This is a genomic window from Bizionia sp. M204, assembly GCF_023205095.1.
Classification (GTDB): Bacteria; Bacteroidota; Bacteroidia; order Flavobacteriales; family Flavobacteriaceae; genus Algorimicrobium; species Algorimicrobium hallyeonense.
In genome coordinates this window covers 248,188-270,744 of record NZ_CP046242.1, presented here as the reverse complement: position 1 = coordinate 270,744, position 22,557 = coordinate 248,188, and the positions used below count along the sequence as shown (strand labels likewise).

22 protein-coding genes are annotated in these 22,557 nt (G+C 34.7%); 10 read left to right on the top strand and 12 right to left on the bottom strand.

Features of this window, described 5'->3' with window-relative positions; all coding sequences use genetic code 11:
• Window positions 1-120: 120 nt before the first annotated feature.
• The 5 genes from GMA17_RS01275 to asnB form a co-directional block, all read right to left on the bottom strand.
• On the bottom strand, window positions 121-1,131 hold the full coding sequence (locus tag GMA17_RS01275) for a DUF6588 family protein (protein ID WP_248398250.1): 1,011 nt from the start codon (window positions 1,129-1,131) through the stop codon (window positions 121-123).
• A gap of 95 nt (window positions 1,132-1,226) precedes the next feature.
• Complete coding sequence (gyrB, locus tag GMA17_RS01270) at window positions 1,227-3,176, bottom strand: DNA topoisomerase (ATP-hydrolyzing) subunit B (protein ID WP_248398248.1); 1,950 nt, start codon at window positions 3,174-3,176, stop codon at window positions 1,227-1,229.
• 617 nt (window positions 3,177-3,793) lie between these two features.
• The gene (locus GMA17_RS01265) at window positions 3,794-4,063 is read right to left on the bottom strand and encodes a hypothetical protein (RefSeq protein WP_248398246.1); all 270 of its coding nucleotides are present in this window, start codon (window positions 4,061-4,063) and stop codon (window positions 3,794-3,796) included.
• 120 nt (window positions 4,064-4,183) lie between these two features.
• Window positions 4,184-4,408, bottom strand: a complete 225-nt coding sequence (locus tag GMA17_RS01260; RefSeq protein ID WP_371922402.1) for a DUF6090 family protein — start codon at window positions 4,406-4,408, stop codon at window positions 4,184-4,186.
• Between the two features lie 219 nt (window positions 4,409-4,627).
• On the bottom strand, window positions 4,628-6,289 hold the full coding sequence (gene asnB / locus GMA17_RS01255; RefSeq protein WP_248398243.1) for an asparagine synthase B: 1,662 nt from the start codon (window positions 6,287-6,289) through the stop codon (window positions 4,628-4,630).
• Window positions 6,290-6,518: 229 nt separating this feature from the next.
• On the opposite strand from asnB, the gene GMA17_RS01250 reads away from it, so the two are divergent.
• Complete coding sequence (locus GMA17_RS01250; protein WP_248398241.1) at window positions 6,519-7,058, top strand: DUF2911 domain-containing protein; 540 nt, start codon at window positions 6,519-6,521, stop codon at window positions 7,056-7,058.
• A 51-nt stretch (window positions 7,059-7,109) separates the two neighbouring features.
• On the opposite strand, the gene GMA17_RS01245 is transcribed toward GMA17_RS01250, so the two are convergent.
• A complete protein-coding gene (locus GMA17_RS01245; protein WP_248398238.1) occupies window positions 7,110-7,742 on the bottom strand; it encodes a 7-carboxy-7-deazaguanine synthase QueE in 633 nt (210 codons plus the stop codon).
• A 192-nt stretch (window positions 7,743-7,934) separates the two neighbouring features.
• On the opposite strand from GMA17_RS01245, the gene GMA17_RS01240 reads away from it, so the two are divergent.
• The 6 genes from GMA17_RS01240 (at window position 7,935) to GMA17_RS01215 (ending at window position 12,525) form a co-directional block, all read left to right on the top strand.
• Entirely contained in the window at window positions 7,935-9,479 is a 1,545-nt protein-coding gene (locus GMA17_RS01240; protein ID WP_248398236.1) for a helicase HerA-like domain-containing protein, read from the top strand.
• Between the two features lie 33 nt (window positions 9,480-9,512).
• A complete protein-coding gene (locus GMA17_RS01235) occupies window positions 9,513-10,067 on the top strand; it encodes a hypothetical protein (protein ID WP_248398233.1) in 555 nt (184 codons plus the stop codon).
• Between the two features lie 61 nt (window positions 10,068-10,128).
• The gene (locus GMA17_RS01230; protein WP_248398230.1) at window positions 10,129-10,494 is read left to right on the top strand and encodes a cupin domain-containing protein; all 366 of its coding nucleotides are present in this window, start codon (window positions 10,129-10,131) and stop codon (window positions 10,492-10,494) included.
• Window positions 10,491-11,315, top strand: coding sequence for an alpha/beta fold hydrolase (locus tag GMA17_RS01225; protein ID WP_248398227.1), 825 nt, complete (start codon window positions 10,491-10,493; stop codon window positions 11,313-11,315). The genes GMA17_RS01230 and GMA17_RS01225 overlap by 4 nt, the downstream gene beginning before the upstream one ends.
• A gap of 17 nt (window positions 11,316-11,332) precedes the next feature.
• A complete protein-coding gene (locus GMA17_RS01220; RefSeq protein ID WP_248400597.1) occupies window positions 11,333-12,097 on the top strand; it encodes a pseudouridine synthase in 765 nt (254 codons plus the stop codon).
• A gap of 5 nt (window positions 12,098-12,102) precedes the next feature.
• Window positions 12,103-12,525: a VOC family protein gene (locus tag GMA17_RS01215; RefSeq protein WP_248398224.1), complete on the top strand. Its 423-nt coding sequence runs from the start codon at window positions 12,103-12,105 to the stop codon at window positions 12,523-12,525.
• A 31-nt stretch (window positions 12,526-12,556) separates the two neighbouring features.
• On the opposite strand, the gene GMA17_RS01210 is transcribed toward GMA17_RS01215, so the two are convergent.
• The 5 genes from GMA17_RS01210 to GMA17_RS01190 form a co-directional block, all read right to left on the bottom strand.
• Window positions 12,557-13,288 carry a TIGR02206 family membrane protein gene (locus GMA17_RS01210; protein ID WP_248398221.1) on the bottom strand — a complete coding sequence of 244 codons (732 nt, stop codon included), beginning with the start codon at window positions 13,286-13,288 and terminating at the stop codon, window positions 12,557-12,559.
• 17 nt (window positions 13,289-13,305) lie between these two features.
• Window positions 13,306-14,184 (bottom strand): bifunctional 5,10-methylenetetrahydrofolate dehydrogenase/5,10-methenyltetrahydrofolate cyclohydrolase, encoded by an 879-nt coding sequence (locus tag GMA17_RS01205; protein WP_248398218.1) that lies wholly within the window; start codon window positions 14,182-14,184, stop codon window positions 13,306-13,308.
• Between the two features lie 75 nt (window positions 14,185-14,259).
• A complete protein-coding gene (locus tag GMA17_RS01200) occupies window positions 14,260-14,631 on the bottom strand; it encodes a four helix bundle protein (RefSeq protein ID WP_248398215.1) in 372 nt (123 codons plus the stop codon).
• A gap of 72 nt (window positions 14,632-14,703) precedes the next feature.
• Window positions 14,704-16,032, bottom strand: a complete 1,329-nt coding sequence (gene ffh, locus GMA17_RS01195; RefSeq protein WP_248398212.1) for a signal recognition particle protein — start codon at window positions 16,030-16,032, stop codon at window positions 14,704-14,706.
• Window positions 16,033-16,173: 141 nt separating this feature from the next.
• Window positions 16,174-18,486, bottom strand: a complete 2,313-nt coding sequence (locus tag GMA17_RS01190; RefSeq protein ID WP_248398210.1) for a LamG domain-containing protein — start codon at window positions 18,484-18,486, stop codon at window positions 16,174-16,176.
• Between the two features lie 103 nt (window positions 18,487-18,589).
• Here GMA17_RS01190 and GMA17_RS01185 point away from each other — a divergent pair, with 103 nt between their 5' ends.
• The 3 genes from GMA17_RS01185 (at window position 18,590) to GMA17_RS01175 (ending at window position 22,361) form a co-directional block, all read left to right on the top strand.
• Window positions 18,590-19,105, top strand: coding sequence for an RNA polymerase sigma factor (locus GMA17_RS01185; protein WP_248398207.1), 516 nt, complete (start codon window positions 18,590-18,592; stop codon window positions 19,103-19,105).
• A gap of 66 nt (window positions 19,106-19,171) precedes the next feature.
• A complete protein-coding gene (locus tag GMA17_RS01180) occupies window positions 19,172-20,068 on the top strand; it encodes a FecR family protein (RefSeq protein ID WP_248398204.1) in 897 nt (298 codons plus the stop codon).
• Window positions 20,058-22,361, top strand: coding sequence for a TonB-dependent siderophore receptor (locus GMA17_RS01175; RefSeq protein ID WP_248398201.1), 2,304 nt, complete (start codon window positions 20,058-20,060; stop codon window positions 22,359-22,361). Before GMA17_RS01180 ends, GMA17_RS01175 begins: the two co-directional genes overlap by 11 nt.
• A 4-nt stretch (window positions 22,362-22,365) precedes the next feature.
• On the opposite strand, the gene GMA17_RS01170 is transcribed toward GMA17_RS01175, so the two are convergent.
• Window positions 22,366-22,557: a hypothetical protein gene (locus GMA17_RS01170; protein WP_248398198.1), complete on the bottom strand. Its 192-nt coding sequence runs from the start codon at window positions 22,555-22,557 to the stop codon at window positions 22,366-22,368.

The window sequence follows — 22,557 nt, the reverse complement described above, 5'->3', positions numbered from 1 at the left end:
TGTATTCTGCACTACTGGCTCCTACTGCTGTTACTTTCATGTATATATGATTCTTTTATTTGTGAAACATTAGTTTTTACAAATTTAATAGTTTTTACATGTTTGAAGATTTCATAAAATCTAAAAGGACAGCTGTAATCCTAATGTGGCACTATTAAATTCCGCAAAGGTATAATCCGCATTTATAGCAAAAACACCTAGTTTTAAATGCGCACCTAAAGTTGTTCGCATACCTGTTACTTTTTCTTCTATGGAAAAGGGATTTGTAATAGATTCTGAAAACAATATCCCATCGGAAACTACATAGGTTCCTAATAAATCGGTTTCAGATTTCCCACTAACATAGCCCAAAGCTCCGTAAACATTTAACACTTTGAATTTAGTAGACGCAATTAACTCATACAACATGGTATTAACTTTGGTCTGAATTTGTTGGTTTTGTCCTTGTACAATTCCTTCGTCGGTAAAATCATAACTACCATCTAAATGCGTAAAAGCTATTAAACCTGAGATGGCTACAGGAAACAACTCTGCTTTTGGCAACCAGGTTGTAAATTCCTGTTGCAATCCAATTCCATACAAGCCTGTCTTTACATCGTCCACCTCTATTTTAGGAAAATAACGTGCTTTTAATTGTGTTCCTTTAAAAGGCGAGAAACCAACTTGCAAAAAAGCAGTTGGGATTATATTAATATCCGACGATCCTAAACCTGTTGGCAAGGTAATTTCTGTTTCTTGATTTCCAAAAATAGGATCGTCATAGGTTAAAATAACAACCATATCTGGATCGTTATTTCCTAAAGCAGTGGCAACTATTTTAGAGGGACTATTGTCAGGAAACCGAATATTTTCATAATCGCTTACGCGCATTTCAAACGATTTTTTATCTGAATTAATAAAAGAGGTATTGGCAACCAACCCTATTTCGAAACCAAATTGCTTTTGGCCTTTTCCATGATTAAACCATCCATTATTAATACCATAAACCAAACCTTCTGTGGCTGGCGCCAAGTAATCTTTACTATACCGCTTGGCGTCATTTACACCAGCCGCCAATAAGTCGTCTATATTTTGTTGCGCGTAGATTCCAGATGACGTAAACAGCAACAGTAATACAAAAATATGTTTCATAATTATTTGAATTTTAAGAGCTTCTTTACAATATAAACGAAAAAACGCGCTTATTGGTTTATAGGCGCGTTAATTTTTATAATTTAAAGTTCTATTTAAGCATCAATATTTGCATAAATAGCATTCTTTTCAATAAAATCTCTTCGAGGTGGAACTTCGTCTCCCATTAACATAGAAAAGATTCTATCCGCTTCCAATCCGTTGTCTATTTGTACTTGTCTTAAGGTTCTAAATTCTGGATTCATGGTTGTATCCCATAATTGCTCCGCATTCATTTCCCCAAGACCTTTATAACGTTGAATTTTGGCATTTTCACCAAAATCTGCCATAATTCTAGATCGTTCTTCATCAGACCAAGCATATTGTTTTTTAGCACCTTTTTTAACTAAATATAAAGGCGGTGTTGCAATATAAATATGACCGTTTTCAATTAATTCTTTCATATATCTAAAGAAGAATGTCAGAATTAAAGTTTCAATGTGACTACCATCAATATCGGCATCACACATTATCACCACTTTATGATAACGCAGTTTAGAAAGGTTTAAAGCTTTACTATCCTCTTCAGTACCAATAGTTACACCAAGTGCAGTAAAGATATTCTTGATTTCCTCATTTTCAAAAACCTTGTGAGTCATGGCTTTTTCCACATTTAAAATCTTACCACGTAATGGCAAAATAGCCTGAAAAGCACGATCACGACCTTGTTTGGCCGTTCCACCTGCCGAATCTCCCTCAACTAAAAACACTTCACATTTAGCTGGATCTTGTTCTGAACAGTCGGATAATTTTCCTGGCAAACCACCAATACTCATTACCGTTTTACGTTGAACCATTTCACGTGCTTTTTGAGCTGCATGACGTGCTTGAGCCGCTAGAATTACTTTTTGAACAATAACCTTAGCATCCTCTGGATGTTCCTCTAAATAGTCGGTTAACATTTCAGAAACCGCCTGACTTACCGAAGCAGACACCTCACGGTTTCCTAATTTGGTTTTAGTTTGTCCTTCAAATTGTGGCTCTTGAACTTTTACAGAAATAATAGCTGTTAATCCTTCACGGAAATCATCACCTGCAATATCAAATTTTAATTTATCAAGCATACCAGATTCATCGGCATACTTTTTAAGGGTATGTGTTAATCCACGACGGAAACCAGATAAATGGGTTCCACCTTCATGTGTATTAATGTTGTTTACATAGGAGTGCAAATTTTCAGCGTATGATGTATTATAAATCATAGCAACCTCAACTGGAACGCCATTTTTTTCACCTTCAAAAGCAATAACTTCTTTGGTTAATGGCTCACGGTTTCCATCTAAAAACTTAATAAATTCTTTTAAACCTTCTTTAGAATGAAATGTTTCGCCTTCAAATTCACCATTATCTTTTTTATGACGTTTGTCAATTAAGTGAATCGTGATACCTTTATTTAAATATGCCAATTCACGCAAACGACTTGCCAAGGTATCGTAACTATACTCTAAAGTTTGTGTAAAAATTGTTGGATCTGGTTTAAAGGTAACGATAGTTCCACGCTTATCAGTTTCACCTACCTTTTTAACAGGATACATGGCTTTACCTTTTTCGTATTCTTGCTCCCAGATTTCACCTTTTCTGTAAACGGTTGCTTTTAAATGGTCTGATAATGCGTTCACACAACTCACACCTACACCATGCAAACCACCAGAAACCTTATAGGAATCTTTATCAAACTTACCACCTGCACCAATTTTAGTCATAACCACTTGTAATGCGGAAACGCCTTCTTTTTTGTGCATATCTACAGGAATACCACGACCGTCATCTTCGGTTGTTATGGAGTTATCCTCATTTATGGTAACACTAATATTATCACAATGACCAGCTAAAGCTTCATCAATAGAGTTATCCACCACCTCATACACTAAATGGTGCAAACCACGCGTACCCGTATCTCCAATATACATGGAAGGTCGCATGCGCACGTGCTCCATGCCTTCTAATGCCTGAATACTATCTGCTGAATAGTTATCTTTGTTAAATTCTTCTCTTTTTTCGCTCATGTTTTAAATAATTTTAAGCCTTTCCTGACACCTTTCTAAAAAGAAAGAACACTGTTATGGCTTACTGTTAGGTTTTATATTCTTAAAAATGAATGTTATTAGCACAAAAAAAGACGCCTTGAAAGCATCCTTTTGAATACAACCAAAGATACAACTTTTTGATGCCTTTTAAAAGCTTTTTATGGATTGAAGTTGAAAATTATCAACATTTGTTAATTACTTAAAAGTGTCTTAAATCGACTAAAAAGCACCTTAAAACGAATTTTTGATGTTTTATCATTATCCGGGAAATTAGATTTTCTCGAAATGGCTTTAAAACTAAAATTTGCGATTTTTATTTTGTTTCAATTAGATTAAAAATGACATGAATTCTGCTTATTTCTGATTTATAAACGCCACTTGTTTTTAGCTCTTAACGGATTCAATTTATACCTGGATTTCATATTCAAATTGCTATAAGTCCTTGCTTATTTTTTCTTTTACTAGCATAATGGCAGCATGTTTTTAAGGAGATTATAATCATGGCAATTGTTTTAACAACTGATGGACGTCTACTTCAGTTTCATTTAATAATTTATTGTACCCATGTAATTGAATATAATGAAAGTGGAAGTCATCTAACATATCACTATAAACAGCATTATTAACTCTATTAAACGAAGACGTTCTTCGGCTATAAATATATTTTCACCTAAATTACTCCATCTTGCATCAACAATTTTCCCATTATCAATTAGTCTATCATAGTTGGAGCCATACAACTTTATAATACTTTGGATGACCTTTTTATGGGTATACGTATTAATTTCATTTCCCGCTATGGATGATTTAAAAGCTCCAGAAACAGGATAAAAAGTACGTTGCCCAGCAAAAAGATAAACAGCCATTAAAGAGTCTATTGTCGTTTTGTGGCTATTATAATTTTCTGAATATTTACTACTTAATAGGTTATAGGCAGCAATTTTTGGTTTGGAATAGGATTGACCATAATTTATAAAATCTAGATCTTATTTTAGATCATTTTTTATACTCTTAAAAAACTCTTGTTCGGTACTGGCATGTTTTCGGTTTTCGTTCCAATTATTAATTGAAAGTGCAATAAGAATTCCAATAACCATCAAAATAATTTCGCTAATGGCGTATTTAAAATATCTAGCGGTTTTCCCTCCCTGTCCGGAGAACGAGCCTTTGCTAAAAAGGTCTTGACGAACAGGTCTGAATAACTTTATCATGGGCTTACTTTTAGTCTGTAAGCAGGAATTATACTGTAGAGATGGTTTGTTTCTGTTTCTAAATGTAGTGAAACATTAGACATAAAACCATAAAAAAGCCAGCACAAAACTGGCTTTTAATCTTGTATTAGATTTGTTTTATTGCATATGGCTTAAAGGCAGGATTACGTTAGTTTTATGAATTTTCTGTAGCCAACCTCCTAAACCTTCTAAACCTCATTAATACGCATCGGCATGCACATGAGCAACGGCTCTTCCGCTTGGGTCGTTCATGTTTTTAAAACTCTCATCCCATTCCAAGGCAATTTTGGTGCTACAAGCTACGCTAGCTTCTTGCGGTACACATAAAGCGGCAGCATCACTTGGAAAGTGTTCAGCAAAAATAGACCGGTAATAAAACTCCTCTTTACTGGTTGGTGTTTGCAATGGAAATTTATACTTCGCGTTTGCTAGTTGCTCATCACTTACTGCTGTAGCAACAACCTCTTTTAAGGAATCTATCCAACTATAACCCACGCCATCACTAAACTGTTCTTTTTGGCGCCAAGCTACAGATTCAGGAATCATATCTTCAAAGGCTTTTCTAACAACCCATTTTTCCATACGCTCGCCATTAATCATTTTATCTTGTGGATTGATACGCATAGCCACATCCATAAATTCTTTATCTAAAAATGGCACACGGCCTTCAATTCCCCAAGCCGCCAGACTTTTGTTAGCTCGTAAACAGTCGTACTGATGTAATTTGCTCAATTTTCGAACGGTTTCTTCATGAAATTCTTGCGTATTTGGCGCTTTATGAAAATATAAATAGCCTCCAAATAATTCATCAGCTCCTTCACCAGATAATACCATTTTTACACCCATAGATTTTATAACGCGCGCCATTAAATACATTGGTGTACTAGCTCGAATAGTTGTTACATCATAGGTTTCTAACTGGTAAATAACATCTTTTAGCGCATCTAATCCTTCTTGAATTGTAAATTTTATTTCATGATGAACCGTTCCAATATGGTCCGCAACCTTTCTGGCTGCTGCTAAATCTGGCGAACCTTCTAATCCCACTGAAAAACTATGCAGTTGCGGATACCAGGCATCTGTTGTATCATCGCTTTCAATGCGTTTTTGTGCGTATTTTTTAGCGATGGCTGACGTTACAGACGAATCTAATCCACCTGACAATAAAACACCGTAAGGCACATCGCTCATAAGCTGTCTATGAACAGCTGCTTCCAAGGCGTCTTTAATTTCCGCAATATGGGTTTCGTTTTCCTTTACAGCATCATATTCCATCCAATCGCGTTTGTACCATTGCACAAATTCACCATCTTTGCTAGACAAATAATGTCCGGGAGGAAATAATTCAATTTTGGTGCAATAACCTTCTAACGCTTTTAATTCTGAAGCTACATAAAAGGTTCCATGTTCATCCCAGCCTATATATAACGGAATGATTCCCATGTGGTCCCGCGCTACGAAATATTCATCTTTCTCGACATCATAAATTGCAAACCCAAAAATACCATTCATCTCATCAATAAAATGAGCACCCTTTTCTTGATACAGTGCTAAAATGACTTCGCAATCACTTTCTGTTTGAAACTTGTAATCGGGAAACTGCTTCCGCAACTCTCGGTGGTTATAGATTTCCCCATTGGCGGCTAACACTAATTTTTTATCAGCACTAATTAGCGGCTGCTTTCCTGAAGCTGGATCCACAATAGCCAAACGTTCATGCGCCATAATAGCCTTTTCATTATCATAAACCCCACTCCAATCTGGGCCACGATGCCTGATTTTTTTCGCCATTTCTAATACTTGAGGTCTTAATTCCGTTGCTTTCTGTTTCAATTCGAATGCACATACAATTCCACACATAATTTTTTGTATAATTTATTTATTGAAGCAAATATGGATATAATAACAGTATTTAAAAACAATAAATTATGTTTTGGTTATAATATGAAACAATAAATACTTAATTTACATAAATATGAAACAAATTGAATTTGATTTTATTGTATTCCTAATAATTTGTAAAGTTTCAAGAAAATTTGCGACTGTTTAAAAATTATTAAATATTTTTAACGAAACAAATATTATAAATATGAAGAAATCAACATTTATTACATCCGTAGCGTTTGCTTTGGTTATGGTATTCACAACAAGCTTATCTGCTCAAGAGTTTTCTAATTTAGATAAAAGCCCAATGGATGCCGCCGCGTTTCCTTCAGATTACAAGGATGCCAACAAATCTATAAAAGTCGTTTACAGCAGACCACAACTTAACAATCGTTCATTAGATAAATTAGCACCTAATGATAAGGTTTGGCGTACTGGAGCTAATGAAGCTGTTGAAATTACATTTTATAAAGACACCAATTTTGGTGGCAAAATGATAAAAAAAGGAACCTATTCTTTATTCACCATTCCTGGAGACAAAGCGTGGACAATTATTATTAATAAAGATTTGAATACTTGGGGGTCATATTTCTACAAAGAAGAAAATGATGTTGCTCGTGTTACGGCTCCTGTAAACATAGCGGATGAATCTTTAGAAGCATTTTCTATAAGTTTTGATGATGATGCTAACATGCACATGGGATGGGGAAAGGTTAGAGTATCGGTACCTACCTCTTCAAAATAAAAAACATTTCGATTATAATAAAAAACGCCTTGACTATTCAAGGCGTTTTTTTTAGGGTATATTTAAGTATTTGTGGGTTTGTAATGACACTTTCCATTTCGGGTTTGCCATAACGTAATCTACAATGTCGGGCACCATTTTATCGCGTTTACTCCATTCAGGCTGTAAATACAAAATACAATCTTTATTTACTTTAGCCGCTTGTTCCTCCGCAAATTTAAAGTCATCTTTATTATAAACAATCACCTTTAATTCATTTGCATTATCATAAACTCGTTGGGTTGGTAATTTTAATTTTTTAGGCGAAAGGCAAATCCAATCCCAAGTACCTGTTAACTCATAAGCACCAGAGGTTTCAATATGGGTTTGCATACCTTTTGCTTTTAATTGGTTGGTTAAAACCGTCATATCCCACATTAAAGGTTCACCACCGGTTACCACTATAGTCTTGCTGTACTTTTCAGCATTGGCAACAATTTTTGCTGTTTCAGTTGGTGGATGTAGTTCGGCCAACCAGCTTTCCTTCACATCACACCAATGACAACCTACATCACAACCACCAATTCGTATAAAATAGGCAGCAGTTCCTTTATGGAAACCCTCACCTTGTATGGTATAAAACTCCTCCATTAAGGGCAATAAAAGCCCTTTATCTAACAACTCTTGTCTTTCACTTCTTGTCATAGCGTGCAAAGATATAAAACAGGATTTAGTAAGTGCTATGATGTCTCCGATATTTCATAACGCAACCTTACTAAAAAGTTTGTTTTATATATTTAAACACATGGTTACCGCGCCATTTCATTCACCTGATATTGTTTGAAAAAAATTCCGATGATTAATTTAAGAATTGTACTTTTATGCAAATTATTATTCATGGACAGAAACGAGACGTTTTTCAAGCATATATTAGAAGGAAACACTAATAAGGGTGAGTTTATAACCTTGGGTTCCGCCATGCTTGATGGAAAAACTGTTACCAATGCTTTCGTAAATGTACCTTTAAAAACCATGAACAGACATGGCTTAATTGCGGGTGCAACAGGAACAGGTAAAACAAAGACACTTCAGGTATTAGCTGAAAATTTAAGCGAAAAAGGTATTCCGGTATTATTAATGGACATCAAAGGCGATTTAAGTGGATTGGCACAACCCAGTCCTGGTCATGCAAAAATTGTTGAACGCCATGCGCAAATTGGACTTCCTTTTAACCCAAAGGCCTTTCCTGTTGAAATTTTAACCCTTTCGGAACAACATGGTGTGCGACTTCGGGCAACGATTAGTGAATTTGGACCCGTTTTAATTTCACGAATATTAGATGTTACGGAAACACAAGCCGGAATTATATCGGTAATATTTAAATATTGCGATGATAACAAACTACCACTTTTAGATTTAAAAGATTTCAAAAAAATTCTACAATATGCCACAGATGAAGGTCGCGAGGAATTTGAAGATGCTTATGGCCGGATTTCCACCGCTTCCACTGGTGCTATTTTACGTAAGATAGTTGAGATTGAACAACAAGGAGGTGATTTATTTTTTGGTGAAAAATCATTTGAAGTTGATGATTTATTGCGTGTTGATGAAAATGGTCGCGGTTATATAAATATTATTCGTTTAACAGATATTCAGGATAAGCCCAAATTGTTTTCAACCTTTATGTTGAGTTTATTGGCTGAAATTTACGCCACCTTTCCTGAACAAGGCGATTCTGGGCGACCAGAATTAATTTTGTTTATAGATGAAGCACATTTAATCTTCAATGAAGCTTCCAAAGCCTTATTAAATCAAATAGAAAGTATTGTAAAACTCATACGAAGTAAAGGTGTTGGGTTATATTTTGTAACCCAAAACCCAACTGATGTTCCGGAAGCGGTTTTAAGTCAACTCGGTTTAAAAGTACAGCATGCCTTACGTGCATTTACTGCTAAAGATAGAAAAGCCATAAAGTTGGCAGCACAAAACTACCCAGATACTGAATATTATGATACGGCTAGTATATTAACATCGTTAGGAACTGGAGAAGCTTTAGTGTCAGCTTTAGATGAAAAGGGACGACCTACGCCACTGGCAGCCACCATGATGCGCGCGCCAATGAGTCGCATGGATATTTTAACAGACAATGAACTTGAAGCACTTTTATCGGATTCTAAATTAGTGAAGAAATACAATGATGAAATTGATAGGGAAAGTGCCTATGAATTGCTCAATAAAAAAATTGAAGAAGCGGAAGCTGATGAATTAAAAGAAAAAGCTCAAAAAGAAAAGGAAGCCCTAAAAAAAGCGGAATCTAAAAAAAGCACGCGTCGTTCAAGTTCCCGAATGAACCCGATAGTAAAAGTCCTGACAAGCGCCACTTTTATTAGAAGCGTTTTTGGGATCTTAAGCAAAGCGATGAGCAGTTCTAAAAAATCATAAACTAAAAACACAATTAAAAAAAATAACACCCAAATGAAAAAAATCATTTTAAGCTTAATTATAGTAACAGCTTTATTCACTAGTTGCACGAAAGAACAAGATCCATTTTTAATTGGCAACCAAAATATTGGCATGCTAACAGACTCCACCAAAGTAGCGGATTTGGAAATGATATTCCCGAACGATTCTATCGTGAAATTATCGAATACCGAAGCTTATATGAAAGACTATTCGGACATACAAATTTATGATAAAGCTGGAAACACCTTATTAGTATTAAGTCCTGTAACAACTACAGATCCGAAAGCCACTATTAGTACTGTTAAAGTGATAGATCCGCGTTACAAAACAGAAAAAGGCATTACAACAAAAAGTACATTTGGTGATATTCAAAAGCAGTATAAAATTTCAAGCATTCAAAATACCATTAAAAATGTGGTTGTTTTCGTGAATGAAATCAATGCCTTTTTTACCATCGATAAGAAAGAGTTACCCGCAAGTTTACAGTTTGATTATAACGCTAAAATTGAAGCTATTCAAATTCCTGAAACCGCTAAAATTAAATACTTCATGATTGGCTGGGATTAATTTCCTAGACGTATTTGATCGTTAAGTACTAAAAAAACGCAAAACCTTTAAAATAACACGTATGAAAACATACCAAGTTCAAGATAATCCATTCGTATTCCCAACAACAGATGGTAAACTAATTAAAGAACATTTTGGATTGGCAACCGATGGCAATCCTGACATTAGCATTGCTCACATGGTTGCACCTGCGGGCTGGAGTGAACCATTTCAAACACCTAAATTTGACGAATACACCTTTATCATTAAAGGAAAAAAACAATTTATAATTGATGGCGAAGAAATTGTTTTAGAAGCCGGACAATCCATCAAAATAACTAAAAATACGCGTGTACAGTATTCCAATCCGTTTACGGAACCTTGCGTTTATTTGGCTATCTGTAAACCTGCATTTTCTATGGATTTAGTTAATCGCGAAACCCCATGAAGATCCTTCAAAAATTCATTGGTTTCCTTATAAATGTTATTGGATTATTTTCTAAAAAATTTGCAGCACGTTTGGCATTGTATTTATTTACAACACCAAGACGTGGTAGACTAACAGAAAAACAATATGATTTTTTAGGCACCTCCTTCCGAGAAGAACTCACGGTGAATTCCATCCCTGTTATGACTTACAGATGGCTAGGGAAAGGAAAAACCATTCTATTAGCACATGGCTGGGAAAGTAATGCGGCGAGGTGGCAGTATTTAATTGAGCCTTTGCGAAAATTAGATTACAACATAATTGCATTAGATGCACCAGCTCATGGTAAATCTGGAAGCAAACGATTTAACGCCGTGTTATATGCCGATTTTATAAAAGCGGTTTCAAAAAAGTTTAAACCCGATTTTATTATTGGTCATTCCGTTGGTGGTATGGCTTCCGTTTTTTCGCAAACAAACAGCGATTATAAGGCGTTAAAAAAGATGATTTTATTAGGCACACCTTCTGAATTCACGGATGTTTTAAATCGGTATTACACAATGATGGGCTTCAGTAAACGTACAATAAGTGCTATTAACCAACTAGCAAAGGATAGATTTAATGAAGCGCCTGAGAGTTTTTCAACCGCTAAATATTTAGAAACATTAAGTTTAGAAGGGCTCATTATTCACGATGAAAAAGACACCATCATTCCGTATCAAGATGCACTATCCATTAATAATAGTCTAAAAAACAGCAAACTAATAACCACAACAGGATTTGGACATTCGTTAATAGACGACAGTATATCCAATTACATTTATGAGTTTTTAAAAAGCTAAATTGATATCTTTGCATGATGGAAGAAAAATTAACAAGACTCAATAAATATTTAAGCGAAGTTGGTTATTGCTCACGTCGAGCTGCCGACAAACTTATTGATGCTGGACGTGTAACCATTAATGGTGTGGTTCCAGAAATGGGAACCAAAGTATCAGAATCCGATGTGGTGGAAGTAGATGGCAAAGAAATTAAAGGCAACGATAACCCATTTGTTTATTTGGCCTTTAACAAGCCTGTTGGCATTGTTTGTACAACAGATACACGTGTGGAAAAAGATAATATTATTGATTATATAAAATATCCGAAACGTATTTTTCCTATTGGTCGTTTAGACAAACCTAGTGAGGGTTTAATTTTCTTGACAGATGATGGTGATATTGTAAATAAAATATTACGTGCGAGTAATAATCATGATAAAGAATATATTGTAACTGTTGACAAACCCATCTCACAAACGTTTATTCAACACATGTCTCGTGGAATTTATTTAGAAGAATTAGATAAAACCACAAAAAAATGTGAGGTTGAAAAACTAGGTACGCACGAGTTTAGAATTATATTAACCCAAGGCTTAAACAGGCAAATTCGTCGTATGTGTGAGTATCTAACCTATGAGGTTGTCACACTAAAACGTATTCGGATAATGAATATTAAACTAGATATTCCTGTTGGAACGTATAGAGAATTTACCAAATCAGAATTCGCAGAATTAAATCGTTTATTGGCAGATTCAGATAAAACGTTTACCAATAAAAGCATCGCGAAACAATCTAGAAGATAAATTATATGTCCACTATTTCACCTTTTCATATAGCTATTCCAGTTCACAATTTGGAGGCTTGTCGTGTTTTTTATCGCGATGTATTAAACTGTGAGGAAGGCCGAAGCAGTGACCATTGGGTCGATTTTAATTTTTTCGGCCACCAACTAGTTATTCACTATAAACCAAAATCTGACGCCGTATTACATACCAATTCAGTGGATGGGAAATCGGTTCCAGTTCCTCACTATGGCGTGGTTTTACCTTGGGCTGATTTTCAAGAATTTTCGGAACATTTACAGGCGGCAGATATCAAATTTGTTATTGAACCTTATATTCGATTTGAAGGACAAGTTGGCGAGCAAGCTACCATGTTTTTTTACGACCCCGCCGGAAATGCTTTGGAGTTTAAAGCGTTTAAAGATAGGAGTCAATTGTTTGCGAAATAAGTTTGAGGCAAATTTTATAAACGCACCGTTACTATTTGGATGTCAGTTTCTTTTTATTACCGATTAAATAAAACGGTAAATAAATTAATAAGAAAAACGGGATTAATATTAATTCTACAACAAGTAAATAATACGGATAATCACCTAAATAATCCAGTGCCGAAGCAGATTCTGGCTTTCTATTTAAATAGAAGTAATTAGAATTTAATACATAATTAACAGCCATTATGGTTGCCACATAAACTTGCAATGCTAAAAAGGACTTAATTACACTTTTAAATTTTGGTCGCATATGTAACACGAAGGTGGCATAAAAAATAATGGTAAGTAAACCCAGATGCACAATCCAATACCTGAAATAGTCTAAACTAGGAAAGCCTACAGCAATATCTGGTGTTATAACACCTTGCAAGGTTCCGGCAATTATCCAAAACAATAAAATTTCATACATCCAATATTTTCTAGAAGTAGTAAATATGGGAATAATTAAGGCTAAAAAACTACATAGAAATAAAGGTAAATCTTTAGAAATAGTATAACCGCCTAAACTAATTTTGTGTACATGAAACAATACAATAGTCAGTGAAACACAAATTCCAAGCCACTTAAAAACTAAAAATTTTTGGTTAACATGTAATTTTTTACGCGCAAAATGAATAAGACCAATACAAAATAGAATGGCTAGACCAATTGGTAGTATATGCTCTATACTACCAAATTGTACTCTGTTAGACTGAATAATTAGGGTTTGTAAAAAATTCACGTTGCAATATAAGGTCTTTATTGCATGTGTCGTTCTCTAGCCAATAAGGTATTTTTAAGCAGCATGGCAATTGTCATCGGACCAACTCCTCCTGGAACAGGTGTAATATAACTTGCTTTCTTGCTTACATTTTCAAAATCTACATCGCCTGTAATAATATAGCCTTTTGGCGAATTATCATCTGGTACACGTGTAATTCCAACATCAATAATGACGGCATCATCTTTAACCATTTCCGCCTTTAGGTAATTTGGATGACCTAAAGCTGTGATAATAATATCGGCTTGACTGGTTATTTGGGTTATATTTTTTGTGTGACTATGCGTTAATGTTACCGTCGAGTTTCCTGGAAATCCTTTTCTTCCCATTAAAATACTCATTGGACGACCAACAATATGACTACGTCCAATAACAACGGTATGTTTTCCTTTGGTCTCCACATTATACCTATCTAATAGTTCCAAAATCCCAAAAGGTGTTGCAGGAATAAACGTTGACATATCCAAGGCCATTTTACCAAAATTCATGGGGTGGAAACCATCCACATCTTTATCTGGATTTACAGCCATTAAAACTTTTTGCGTATTAATTTGAGGCGGAAGTGGTAATTGAATAATGAAACCATCAATATCTGGGTTTTCATTTAAATCTTGAATTTTATCCAGCAATTCAATCTCACTAGTTGTATTGGATAAACGTACCATGGTGGATTCAAAACCAACACGCTCGCAAGCTCGTACTTTACTTGCAACGTAGGTTAAACTAGCGCCATCGTTTCCGACAATAATAGCCGCCAAATGAGGAACCTTCTCCCCTTTTGCCTTCATTTTTTTAACCTCATCAGCAATTTCATTTTTAATGTCGTTGCTTACTTTTTTTCCGTCTAGTATGACCATATATAATAGTTTTCAGTCGCAGTCGCAATTTCCAGTTCTTACTCTTGCGGTTTTAGTTTTCAATTCACTAAATAATCATTCTGGATTAACTCCGAATTTTCCAGGATTATTAATCATATAATTTATTAATTTACCAACTTCAATTCCTTCATTTGATAAATCTATGTGCTGTTCTTTTAAAAGATAATTACAAGCTAAAGCAAAATATAACCATCTATTTATTTCTGAATTCTCTACATCAGCATCAGTTAGCTTGCTATTGTAATGTTTTGGGTAAACTTTCTTTCTATAAGCTTCTGCCAAATTAGCATTCACAGAACGTGAACTTCTTCTAATTTGATCTGTCAATGCGTATGTTTCTTCTTTTGGAAAATTTTTCGAGATTTCAAAAATATCCATAGCTAAATCAAATGCTTTTTGATATGCTAAAAGTTTTTTGAAATCCATTTTATTACTATTTAATAAGATATTATTGAAATTCCCGACTGCAAACTGGTACTGCAAACTGGTAACTGAACATTACCTCATCCCTTTCATGGCTTGCATCATGGCTTTTCCTTTTCCACCTTGCATCATTTTCATCATTTTACCCATTTGGTCAAACTGCTTTAAAAGCTGATTCACCTCCTGAACAGATGTTCCCGAACCCTTTCCAATGCGCTTTTTTCTACTGGCATTTATAACTGATGGGTTTGTTCTTTCTAAAGGTGTCATGGAATGAATCATAGCCTCAATACCTTTAAACGCATCATCATCTATATCAATATCTTTCATCATTTTTCCTGCACCAGGAATCATGCCGATAAGATCTTTCATATTGCCCATTTTCTTGATTTGCTGAATCTGCTTTAAGAAATCATCAAAACCAAATTGGTTTTTGGCAATTTTTTTCTGAAGTTTTCTCGCTTCAACTTCATCATATTGTTCTTGGGCTCTTTCAACAAGAGACACCACATCTCCCATTCCTAAAATACGATCGGCCATACGCGATGGATAGAAAACATCAATCGCTTCCATTTTTTCGCCAGTACCAATAAACTTAATAGGTTTATTTACAACCGATTTAATAGAAATAGCAGCTCCACCACGTGTATCACCATCTAATTTAGTTAGGATAACACCATCAAAATTTAAGACATCATTAAAGGCTTTTGCTGTATTCACCGCATCTTGACCTGTCATAGAATCCACAACAAATAAGGTTTCTTGTGGTTGGATGGCTTTATGGATGTTAGAGATTTCGGTCATCATGGCTTCATCAACTGCCAAACGACCAGCTGTATCAATAATAACCACATTAAAACCATTGGCTTTGGCATGTGCAATACCTGCTTGGGCAATGGTAACTGGATCTGTATTACCTTTATCACTATAAACCTCAACACCAATTTGATCACCTACAACGTGCAATTGATCTACGGCAGCCGGACGATACACATCACAAGCTACTAATAACGGCTTCTTGGTTTTTTTAGTTTTTAGAAAATTGGCCAGTTTACCAGAAAAGGTTGTTTTACCAGAACCTTGTAAACCAGACATTAAAATAATGCTTGGTGTTCCTGATAAATTAAGACCTTCTGCATCGCCACCCATTAATTCGGTTAATTCGTCTTTAACGATTTTCACCATTAATTGGCCTGGCTGAAGTGTTGTTAATACATTTTGCCCAAGTGCTTTTTCCTTTACACGAACGGTAAAATCTTTAGCAATTTTAAAGTTAACATCGGCATCTAAAAGGGCTCTACGTACTTCTTTTAAGGTTTCGGCAACGTTTACTTCCGTAATACTACCATGACCTTTTAATACGTGTAACGCTTTATCTAACTTTTCACTTAAATTATTAAACATACTTCTTATGATTTTTTAAAGATGCAAATTTAATGATTTGATTGCTATTAATAAAGCGATGCTGTTATTTTAATTGCATAAAAAAGAGCTGCCATAATTGACAACTCTTTTCTACTAAAAATAAAACCAATAACTAACCGTTTATAGACATTGAAAACAATCTGCTTCAAGATTATACAAATCACCTACATCATTAGGACTTAAGGTTCGTTTGTACACGCGTAAATCATCTAAATGTCCTGTAAAAAACTGACCAATAAAATAATCATTCAGCGGATCTGTATCAATATTGAATGTGGAGTTTTCATCAATGTTTCGCAATTGTCCATCTCTATATAATCGTATGGTATTATTTGAATCTCTCGTAACAACCAAATGATGCCAATCTGTATTTTCCCATTGCACATCCACTTCACCATTCCAATCATTATCCCATAGTCCGTAACCGTTAGTCGTATCACTAACTAGAGGCGTATTTAAATCGTAAACAGCCAATTGAAACCCTTCGGAGTTAACGCTTCCTTTTTGGAAAATGGTTTCAAAATTTCCTGCCGTGGTATTTTGCATTTTAAACCAAACACTTACTGAAAAATTATCGCCTTGAACCAATTGGTTTTGAGCTGTAACTGGTATGGAAAAATTAGCATTTCCTTCAAATAAAGCGGCACATGTTGCATTACCTGCTCGATCTTCGGTTAAACTAAAATCGTTAATAACAGTTCCTCCAATTAAATCTCGAACCTCATTCCCAAAAGGCATATAGATAATTAAATCGTTAGTTAAAGTACCCGGATTATTACAGGTTGGACAATCACGCTCCATAACCATGTTTGTATTATTGGCAGTAACCATTTCCAATCGACCTTCATCACAAGCTACAATCAACCAATACTCATTAACAGCTTGAATATCTGGCCCATTTACACCACTTAATAAAAGTGCTACAGAGGTTCCTGATTGTTCCGTTGACCAGAAGGCAGAAATAGTCATTCCATTACCTGTAACAATAACTTCGGAATTTGAAACAAAATCAAATTCATACATAATTAAATGGTCGTCGCCATTATAACTAACCACATTCCAAACACAGGATTGTAAATAGTTATCAATATCTGATTCTAAACAATTGGCGCTGCAGTTTTCTGGCACTAATTCAATTTCATACACTTGAAATTCACCATTTAAAGCTTCTATTCTTAAATAAATAGTTTGTGGGTTTGTGGTATTTGAATACGAATTGGGTTGGGCTATGGCATTCACATTATTTTCAGCATCTGCTAATGTGACATGAAATGACGGTGTGAAATTTACAGTACAAATAACATTCCCTAACACTTGAGTCTCCAGTTCAAAAACTGCAATTCCGTCGTTATCAAAATCACAAGCTGTAATAGATACATCTTCAAAGCAGTTAAATGGACTGCCAAAACAGTCTTGTTCTAATACCATTTCTAGTGTTTCAGAATTTATTTGTTGGGTGAATACTAATCGATCATCGTTACACGTTTCCACCAACCAATCGCCTTCTAGTGGCGTAAAATCTGTCAGTTCCGATATGGTTAATACCACTTGCTCATCAATAGTTGAAACATTCCAGTTTCCACTAACAGTTAAAGAGCCTGTTCCATAAATAATCTGTAATAAATTATTATCATTAAAATAAAAGTCAAAACCTACATAATCATTGTTACCGCTGTGAGCTGCCATTGACCAATGACATTCTTGTAAATTTTCAATAACCTCATCAAGATCACAATCATAATAACAGTTTTCATTAGCCGCATTGATAGCTTCCTCTAAAGCTTGATTATTAGCAACTTCAATCGTTGTACTATTTGTATATTGAATGGACACCGGAAAATTTAAACTTGTTAAAACAGCACCATTATTACCGTCTTCCAGACCTTCTAAAAAGATATATAATTCGTAATCATTATCTATAACAACGGTATCAATAATTTGAAAACTGGTGTTATAAATTGAAAAGGAAATTGGGTACACAAAATCTGCACATTCTATAAGGTCTTCATCTGCTATACAGGAGTCAATAAACGCTTCTAACGTGTCCACGGAATCGATATTAACTTCGGTATAATCGTTTAAAATTATAGTTATTGGGAATAGGAAATCTAAATCATCCTCATCGGTATTGCTGGCATCAAAAATAGCTTCCAACAGACTTAAATCAGTTAGCGTTTCAATGGTTAAGGTAATACCATTTGCGACAATGGTTACCGGCAAATTAACTGTAAAGCAATCCGATCCATCTAGAATATCATCCACACTACCATTGTTGGCAGACGTGTTTCGCATTAAGTTAGCTAGATTGGAATCTGATTGAATAATTTCTTGGTCGTTTGGAGGTGTTTCTTCAATAACCTCATCTTGACATGCGGTAACTGTAAAAAACAGAATCCCGACAAGTAAGAAGATACATTTGATTGGTTGTTTCATGATATGTGTTTTAATTAGACTCATTTCTTATAAAACAGTTTAAATTTAAAAACTCCTACCATGCCATAACTTTTTTTATACATTTACAGACAGAAATTAAAAAATGTCTAAAGATTTAAATGATCATATTTGTAATGAACAGCTGTTTTCCAAGCTGTTTAAAACGCATGCCAAAAACTTGCACAACTTTTTATATTACAAATTTGGAAGCCATTTAAACCCACAAGATCAGGTTCAAGAGGCTTTTATAAAGTTATGGAAAAACTGTAAAGACATCAAACCATCTAAAGCAAAATCGTATTTATTTACGGTTGCCAATAATTTGATGTTAAATGTCGTGGCGCATCAAAAAGTGGTGTTAAAATTTCAAGAAATAAAACCCAAGTCATCCACAAACGAAACGCCAGAATTCCTTTTAGAAGAACGTGAATACATGGAAAAACTCCAAAAAGCGATTTCTAATTTAACCGAAGCACAGCGTGTGGCCTTTTTATTGAATCGGGTTGAAGGGAAAAAGCACAAAGAAATTGCCGACCTGCTAAACATTTCAACCAAAGCTGTAGAAAAACGTATTTATGGAGCTCTAAAACACTTACGAAAAGATATTGAAGGTATTTAAATAAATAATTTAAAACGAGGTAGGAAAAACAATAGCGAACTTGTTATATACTTGAATAGGTACATTATGAATCGAGAAGAACTGATACAAAAATGGTTGCAAGACGACTTGAATCCGCAAGAACTAGCCGCATTTAAGGCACTTGATGATTATGAGCCGCTTATGAAATTATCAGAAAACTTGATGCATTTTAAAGCTCCCAAGTTTGATGAGTCGCTTGCTTTTGAAACCATTTCGGCAGAAATTTCCAAAAAGCAGAAATCGAAAACAAAATGGTTAAAACCTATTTTAAAAATTGCAGCATTAATTGCCATTTCCTTTAGTGTGTATTATTACACAACGACTTTAGATACCCATATTACCACATTAACCGCTGAAAAAACAACATTTGAATTACCAGATTATTCAGAGGTAACTTTAAATGCACAATCCCAAATAACCTACAATAAAAAAAGCTGGAAAAACCAACGTGAATTGACCTTACATGGCGAAGCTTATTTTAAAGTTGAAAAAGGTTCCAAATTTAATGTCCAAACAACTTCTGGAACTATTACTGTTTTAGGAACCCAATTTTTAGTAGAAAACAGAAATGATATTTTTGAAGTGGTTTGTTATGAAGGTTCTGTACAGGTTATAACTGACCATAAAAATATGGTTTTAAAACCAGGCGATCAATTTTTAATACTAAATGGGAAATTTATTGCACGAGAAAAAGAAAACATTCTAAATCCAGCTTGGTTATACAACCATAGTCAGTTTAAGAGCATGCCGTATAAATTTGTTTTAAACGAATTGGAACGTCAGTATGGACTAAAAGTTGATGCACAAACGATAAACACATCCGTGCTGTTTACTGGGAAATTTGTTCATACGGATTTAGATTTAGCATTAAAAGCTATTACACTACCTTTAAATATTACCTATACAAAAGAAAATGGTTTGATTGTGTTGCATGAAAAATAAACCCTTTATTATATTTTTTTACTGCTTTTTTGGCCTGTTTGGATTGCTTCAAGCTCAAAATAACGCCGCCAAAACCAAACCCTTACAATCCGTTTTAGAACATATTGAACGGGAATACCAATTGTCTTTTTCTTATGCTGATGCTACGGTTGCCAATAAAGAAATACCTCCTCCAAGCCAAACACTTTCAAAAGCAAAACTCATTGCGTATTTAGAAACTGAAACGCGTTTAATTTTTGAAATGGTATCAGAAACTAGCTATGCCGTTAGACCTATTGAATTTTCAGATATCACCAAAACTCAATATCTAGACGAAGTAATTCTTAATAATTATTTAACAGAGGGTATTTCGACACAAGCGGATGGAACAACACATATTCATTTAAAAACCTTTGGAATTTTACCTGGCTTAATAGAACCTGACGTGTTGCAAACCATTCAAGCCTTGCCAGGGATTACAAGTGCTGATGAGCGGGTTTCTACCTTAAATATTCGTGGTGGCACTAACGACCAAAATCTCATTCTCTGGGATGGTGTAAAAATGTATCAATCCGGTCATTTCTTCGGACTTATTTCAGCTTTTAATCCATCTTTAATTGATGATGTTTTAGTTTCTAAAAATGGATCCAGCGCACAATTTGGCGATGGTGTTTCTGGAATTATTGATATGCAAAGTTCCCATACCATTTCAAAAAAAACCGAAGCAGGAATAGGCGCCAATATGTTAGCTGCTGATGCCTTTGCTCGTATTCCTATTTCAGAAAAAATAAGCGTGCAAGTTGCGGGAAGGCGTTCGCTTACCGATGTTTTTAACACGCCAACTTACAAGCAATATTTTAAACGTATTTTTCAAGATTCCGATTTAACAAATCCTACGGAAACCGTTTTAACAAACTCGGAAAAATTCTATTTTTATGATGTTTCTGCCAAACTGATTTATGATATTTCTGAAAAGGACAAATTGGAAGTCAGTTTTTTAAACATTGAAAACGCCTTGGATTACCAAGAAACGGCCACCATAAACAATAGCAAAACACGTTCAGACAGTCAACTTACGCAAGGTAGCCTGGCCATAAATAGCACGTTTTCTAGAAATTGGAATTCTAAATTACAAACAACATTTCAAGCCTATTTTTCTTCATATGATTTATATGCTAATCATGCTGATGTGAGCAATAACCAGGAGCTCATTCAAGAAAACGAAGTCACAGATGGTAGTTTTAAAGCACATATTCTTTACAACGTAGATGCGCAATTAAATTATGAAGGTGGTTACCAATATTCTGAAGTTGGCATCAGTAACCTTGAAGACGTTTCCAACCCTATTTTTAGACGTTACATCAAAGAAGTATTACGAACTCATGGATTTTATAACGAATTAACCTATAAATCGAAATCCGGAAATACACGAGCACGCTTTGGATTTCGGGCGAATTATATAGAGAAATTTTCAGATTTCTATTTTGAACCACGCGTGAGCTTCAATCAAATTATTGCTGAAAATTTTCGCATTGAAGTTTTAGCAGAATTGAAAAGCCAAACAACATCGCAAATTATTGATTTACAAAACGATTTTTTAGGTATTGAAAAGAGACGATGGATTTTAGCCAATAATAACGATATTCCAGTCATAAAAAGTCAGCAACTTTCCACTGGAATTCATTACAATAAAAACCAATTATTAATTAGTTTGGAAGGTTACATCAAACAGGTTGATGGCATTACGTCTAGAAGTCAAGGTTTTCAAAATCAGTTTCAATACACCAATTCTATTGGCGCATATCGTGTAACAGGATTGGATTTTTTAATTAATAAACAATTTGAAAATTTTAGCACTTGGTTAAGTTACTCCTATAGTAAAAACGCCTATACCTTTCCAGAATTACAAAATGGGGACCAATTTCCAAATAATGTAGACATTAAACATCAATTAAACGTATCGGGCACCTACACCTTAAATCGTTTGAAATTAGCCTTAGGGATGAATTGGCATTCAGGAAAACCCAACACATTAATAGATAGTGGTCAAACCGAAGCTTCCAACACACTTATTTACGGCGAACCCAATGCCGAAAATTTACCCGATCATTGGCGAACGGACTTTTCAGCCATTTATAATTTTCAACTTTCAAAACAGACCAATGCCCAAATTGGCGCCTCCGTTTGGAATATTTTTGACACAGAAAATATTATAAATAGGTACTATATCATGGATGCCAATAACCAAGTAATTCAGGTAGAAAACGTAGCATTAGGTATTACACCAAACCTATCAATTCGCGTTTTATTTTAGAAGGTTAATCCTTGCTCCTATGCTGTTTATTTTTCTGATGAATTTTCCCAGCAAAATAACCTAAAAGAAAAGGCAAAAACAGCAGGATGGCGAATAATAAAACCACATAAAGCAAAATAGTTCCCGTTAAGTCTTTAACATGAATCATGGCTTGATCCACCATTTTAACTGAAATTTCGCTAGCTTCTACAGCCAC

Bases quoted from the DNA above. Each gene is read 5' to 3' on its own strand.
- gyrB (WP_248398248.1), bottom strand. From the start codon at position 3,176: ATGAGCGAAAAAAGAGAAGAATTTAACAAAGATAACTATTCAGCAGAT.
- GMA17_RS01260 (WP_371922402.1), bottom strand. From the start codon at position 4,408: ATGATAAAGTTATTCAGACCTGTTCGTCAAGACCTTTTTAGCAAAGGC.
- asnB (WP_248398243.1), bottom strand. From the start codon at position 6,289: ATGTGTGGAATTGTATGTGCATTCGAATTGAAACAGAAAGCAACGGAA.
- GMA17_RS01245 (WP_248398238.1), bottom strand. From the start codon at position 7,742: ATGACAAGAAGTGAAAGACAAGAGTTGTTAGATAAAGGGCTTTTATTG.
- GMA17_RS01225 (WP_248398227.1), top strand. From the start codon at position 10,491: ATGAAGATCCTTCAAAAATTCATTGGTTTCCTTATAAATGTTATTGGA.
- GMA17_RS01265 (WP_248398246.1), bottom strand. From the start codon at position 4,063: ATGGCTGTTTATCTTTTTGCTGGGCAACGTACTTTTTATCCTGTTTCT.
- GMA17_RS01240 (WP_248398236.1), top strand. From the start codon at position 7,935: ATGGACAGAAACGAGACGTTTTTCAAGCATATATTAGAAGGAAACACT.
- ffh (WP_248398212.1), bottom strand. From the start codon at position 16,032: ATGTTTAATAATTTAAGTGAAAAGTTAGATAAAGCGTTACACGTATTA.
- GMA17_RS01190 (WP_248398210.1), bottom strand. From the start codon at position 18,486: ATGAAACAACCAATCAAATGTATCTTCTTACTTGTCGGGATTCTGTTT.
- GMA17_RS01185 (WP_248398207.1), top strand. From the start codon at position 18,590: ATGTCTAAAGATTTAAATGATCATATTTGTAATGAACAGCTGTTTTCC.
- GMA17_RS01220 (WP_248400597.1), top strand. From the start codon at position 11,333: ATGGAAGAAAAATTAACAAGACTCAATAAATATTTAAGCGAAGTTGGT.
- GMA17_RS01215 (WP_248398224.1), top strand. From the start codon at position 12,103: ATGTCCACTATTTCACCTTTTCATATAGCTATTCCAGTTCACAATTTG.
- GMA17_RS01180 (WP_248398204.1), top strand. From the start codon at position 19,172: ATGAATCGAGAAGAACTGATACAAAAATGGTTGCAAGACGACTTGAAT.
- GMA17_RS01230 (WP_248398230.1), top strand. From the start codon at position 10,129: ATGAAAACATACCAAGTTCAAGATAATCCATTCGTATTCCCAACAACA.
- GMA17_RS01205 (WP_248398218.1), bottom strand. From the start codon at position 14,184: ATGGTCATACTAGACGGAAAAAAAGTAAGCAACGACATTAAAAATGAA.
- GMA17_RS01235 (WP_248398233.1), top strand. From the start codon at position 9,513: ATGAAAAAAATCATTTTAAGCTTAATTATAGTAACAGCTTTATTCACT.
- GMA17_RS01275 (WP_248398250.1), bottom strand. From the start codon at position 1,131: ATGAAACATATTTTTGTATTACTGTTGCTGTTTACGTCATCTGGAATC.
- GMA17_RS01250 (WP_248398241.1), top strand. From the start codon at position 6,519: ATGAAGAAATCAACATTTATTACATCCGTAGCGTTTGCTTTGGTTATG.
- GMA17_RS01175 (WP_248398201.1), top strand. From the start codon at position 20,058: ATGAAAAATAAACCCTTTATTATATTTTTTTACTGCTTTTTTGGCCTG.
- GMA17_RS01200 (WP_248398215.1), bottom strand. From the start codon at position 14,631: ATGGATTTCAAAAAACTTTTAGCATATCAAAAAGCATTTGATTTAGCT.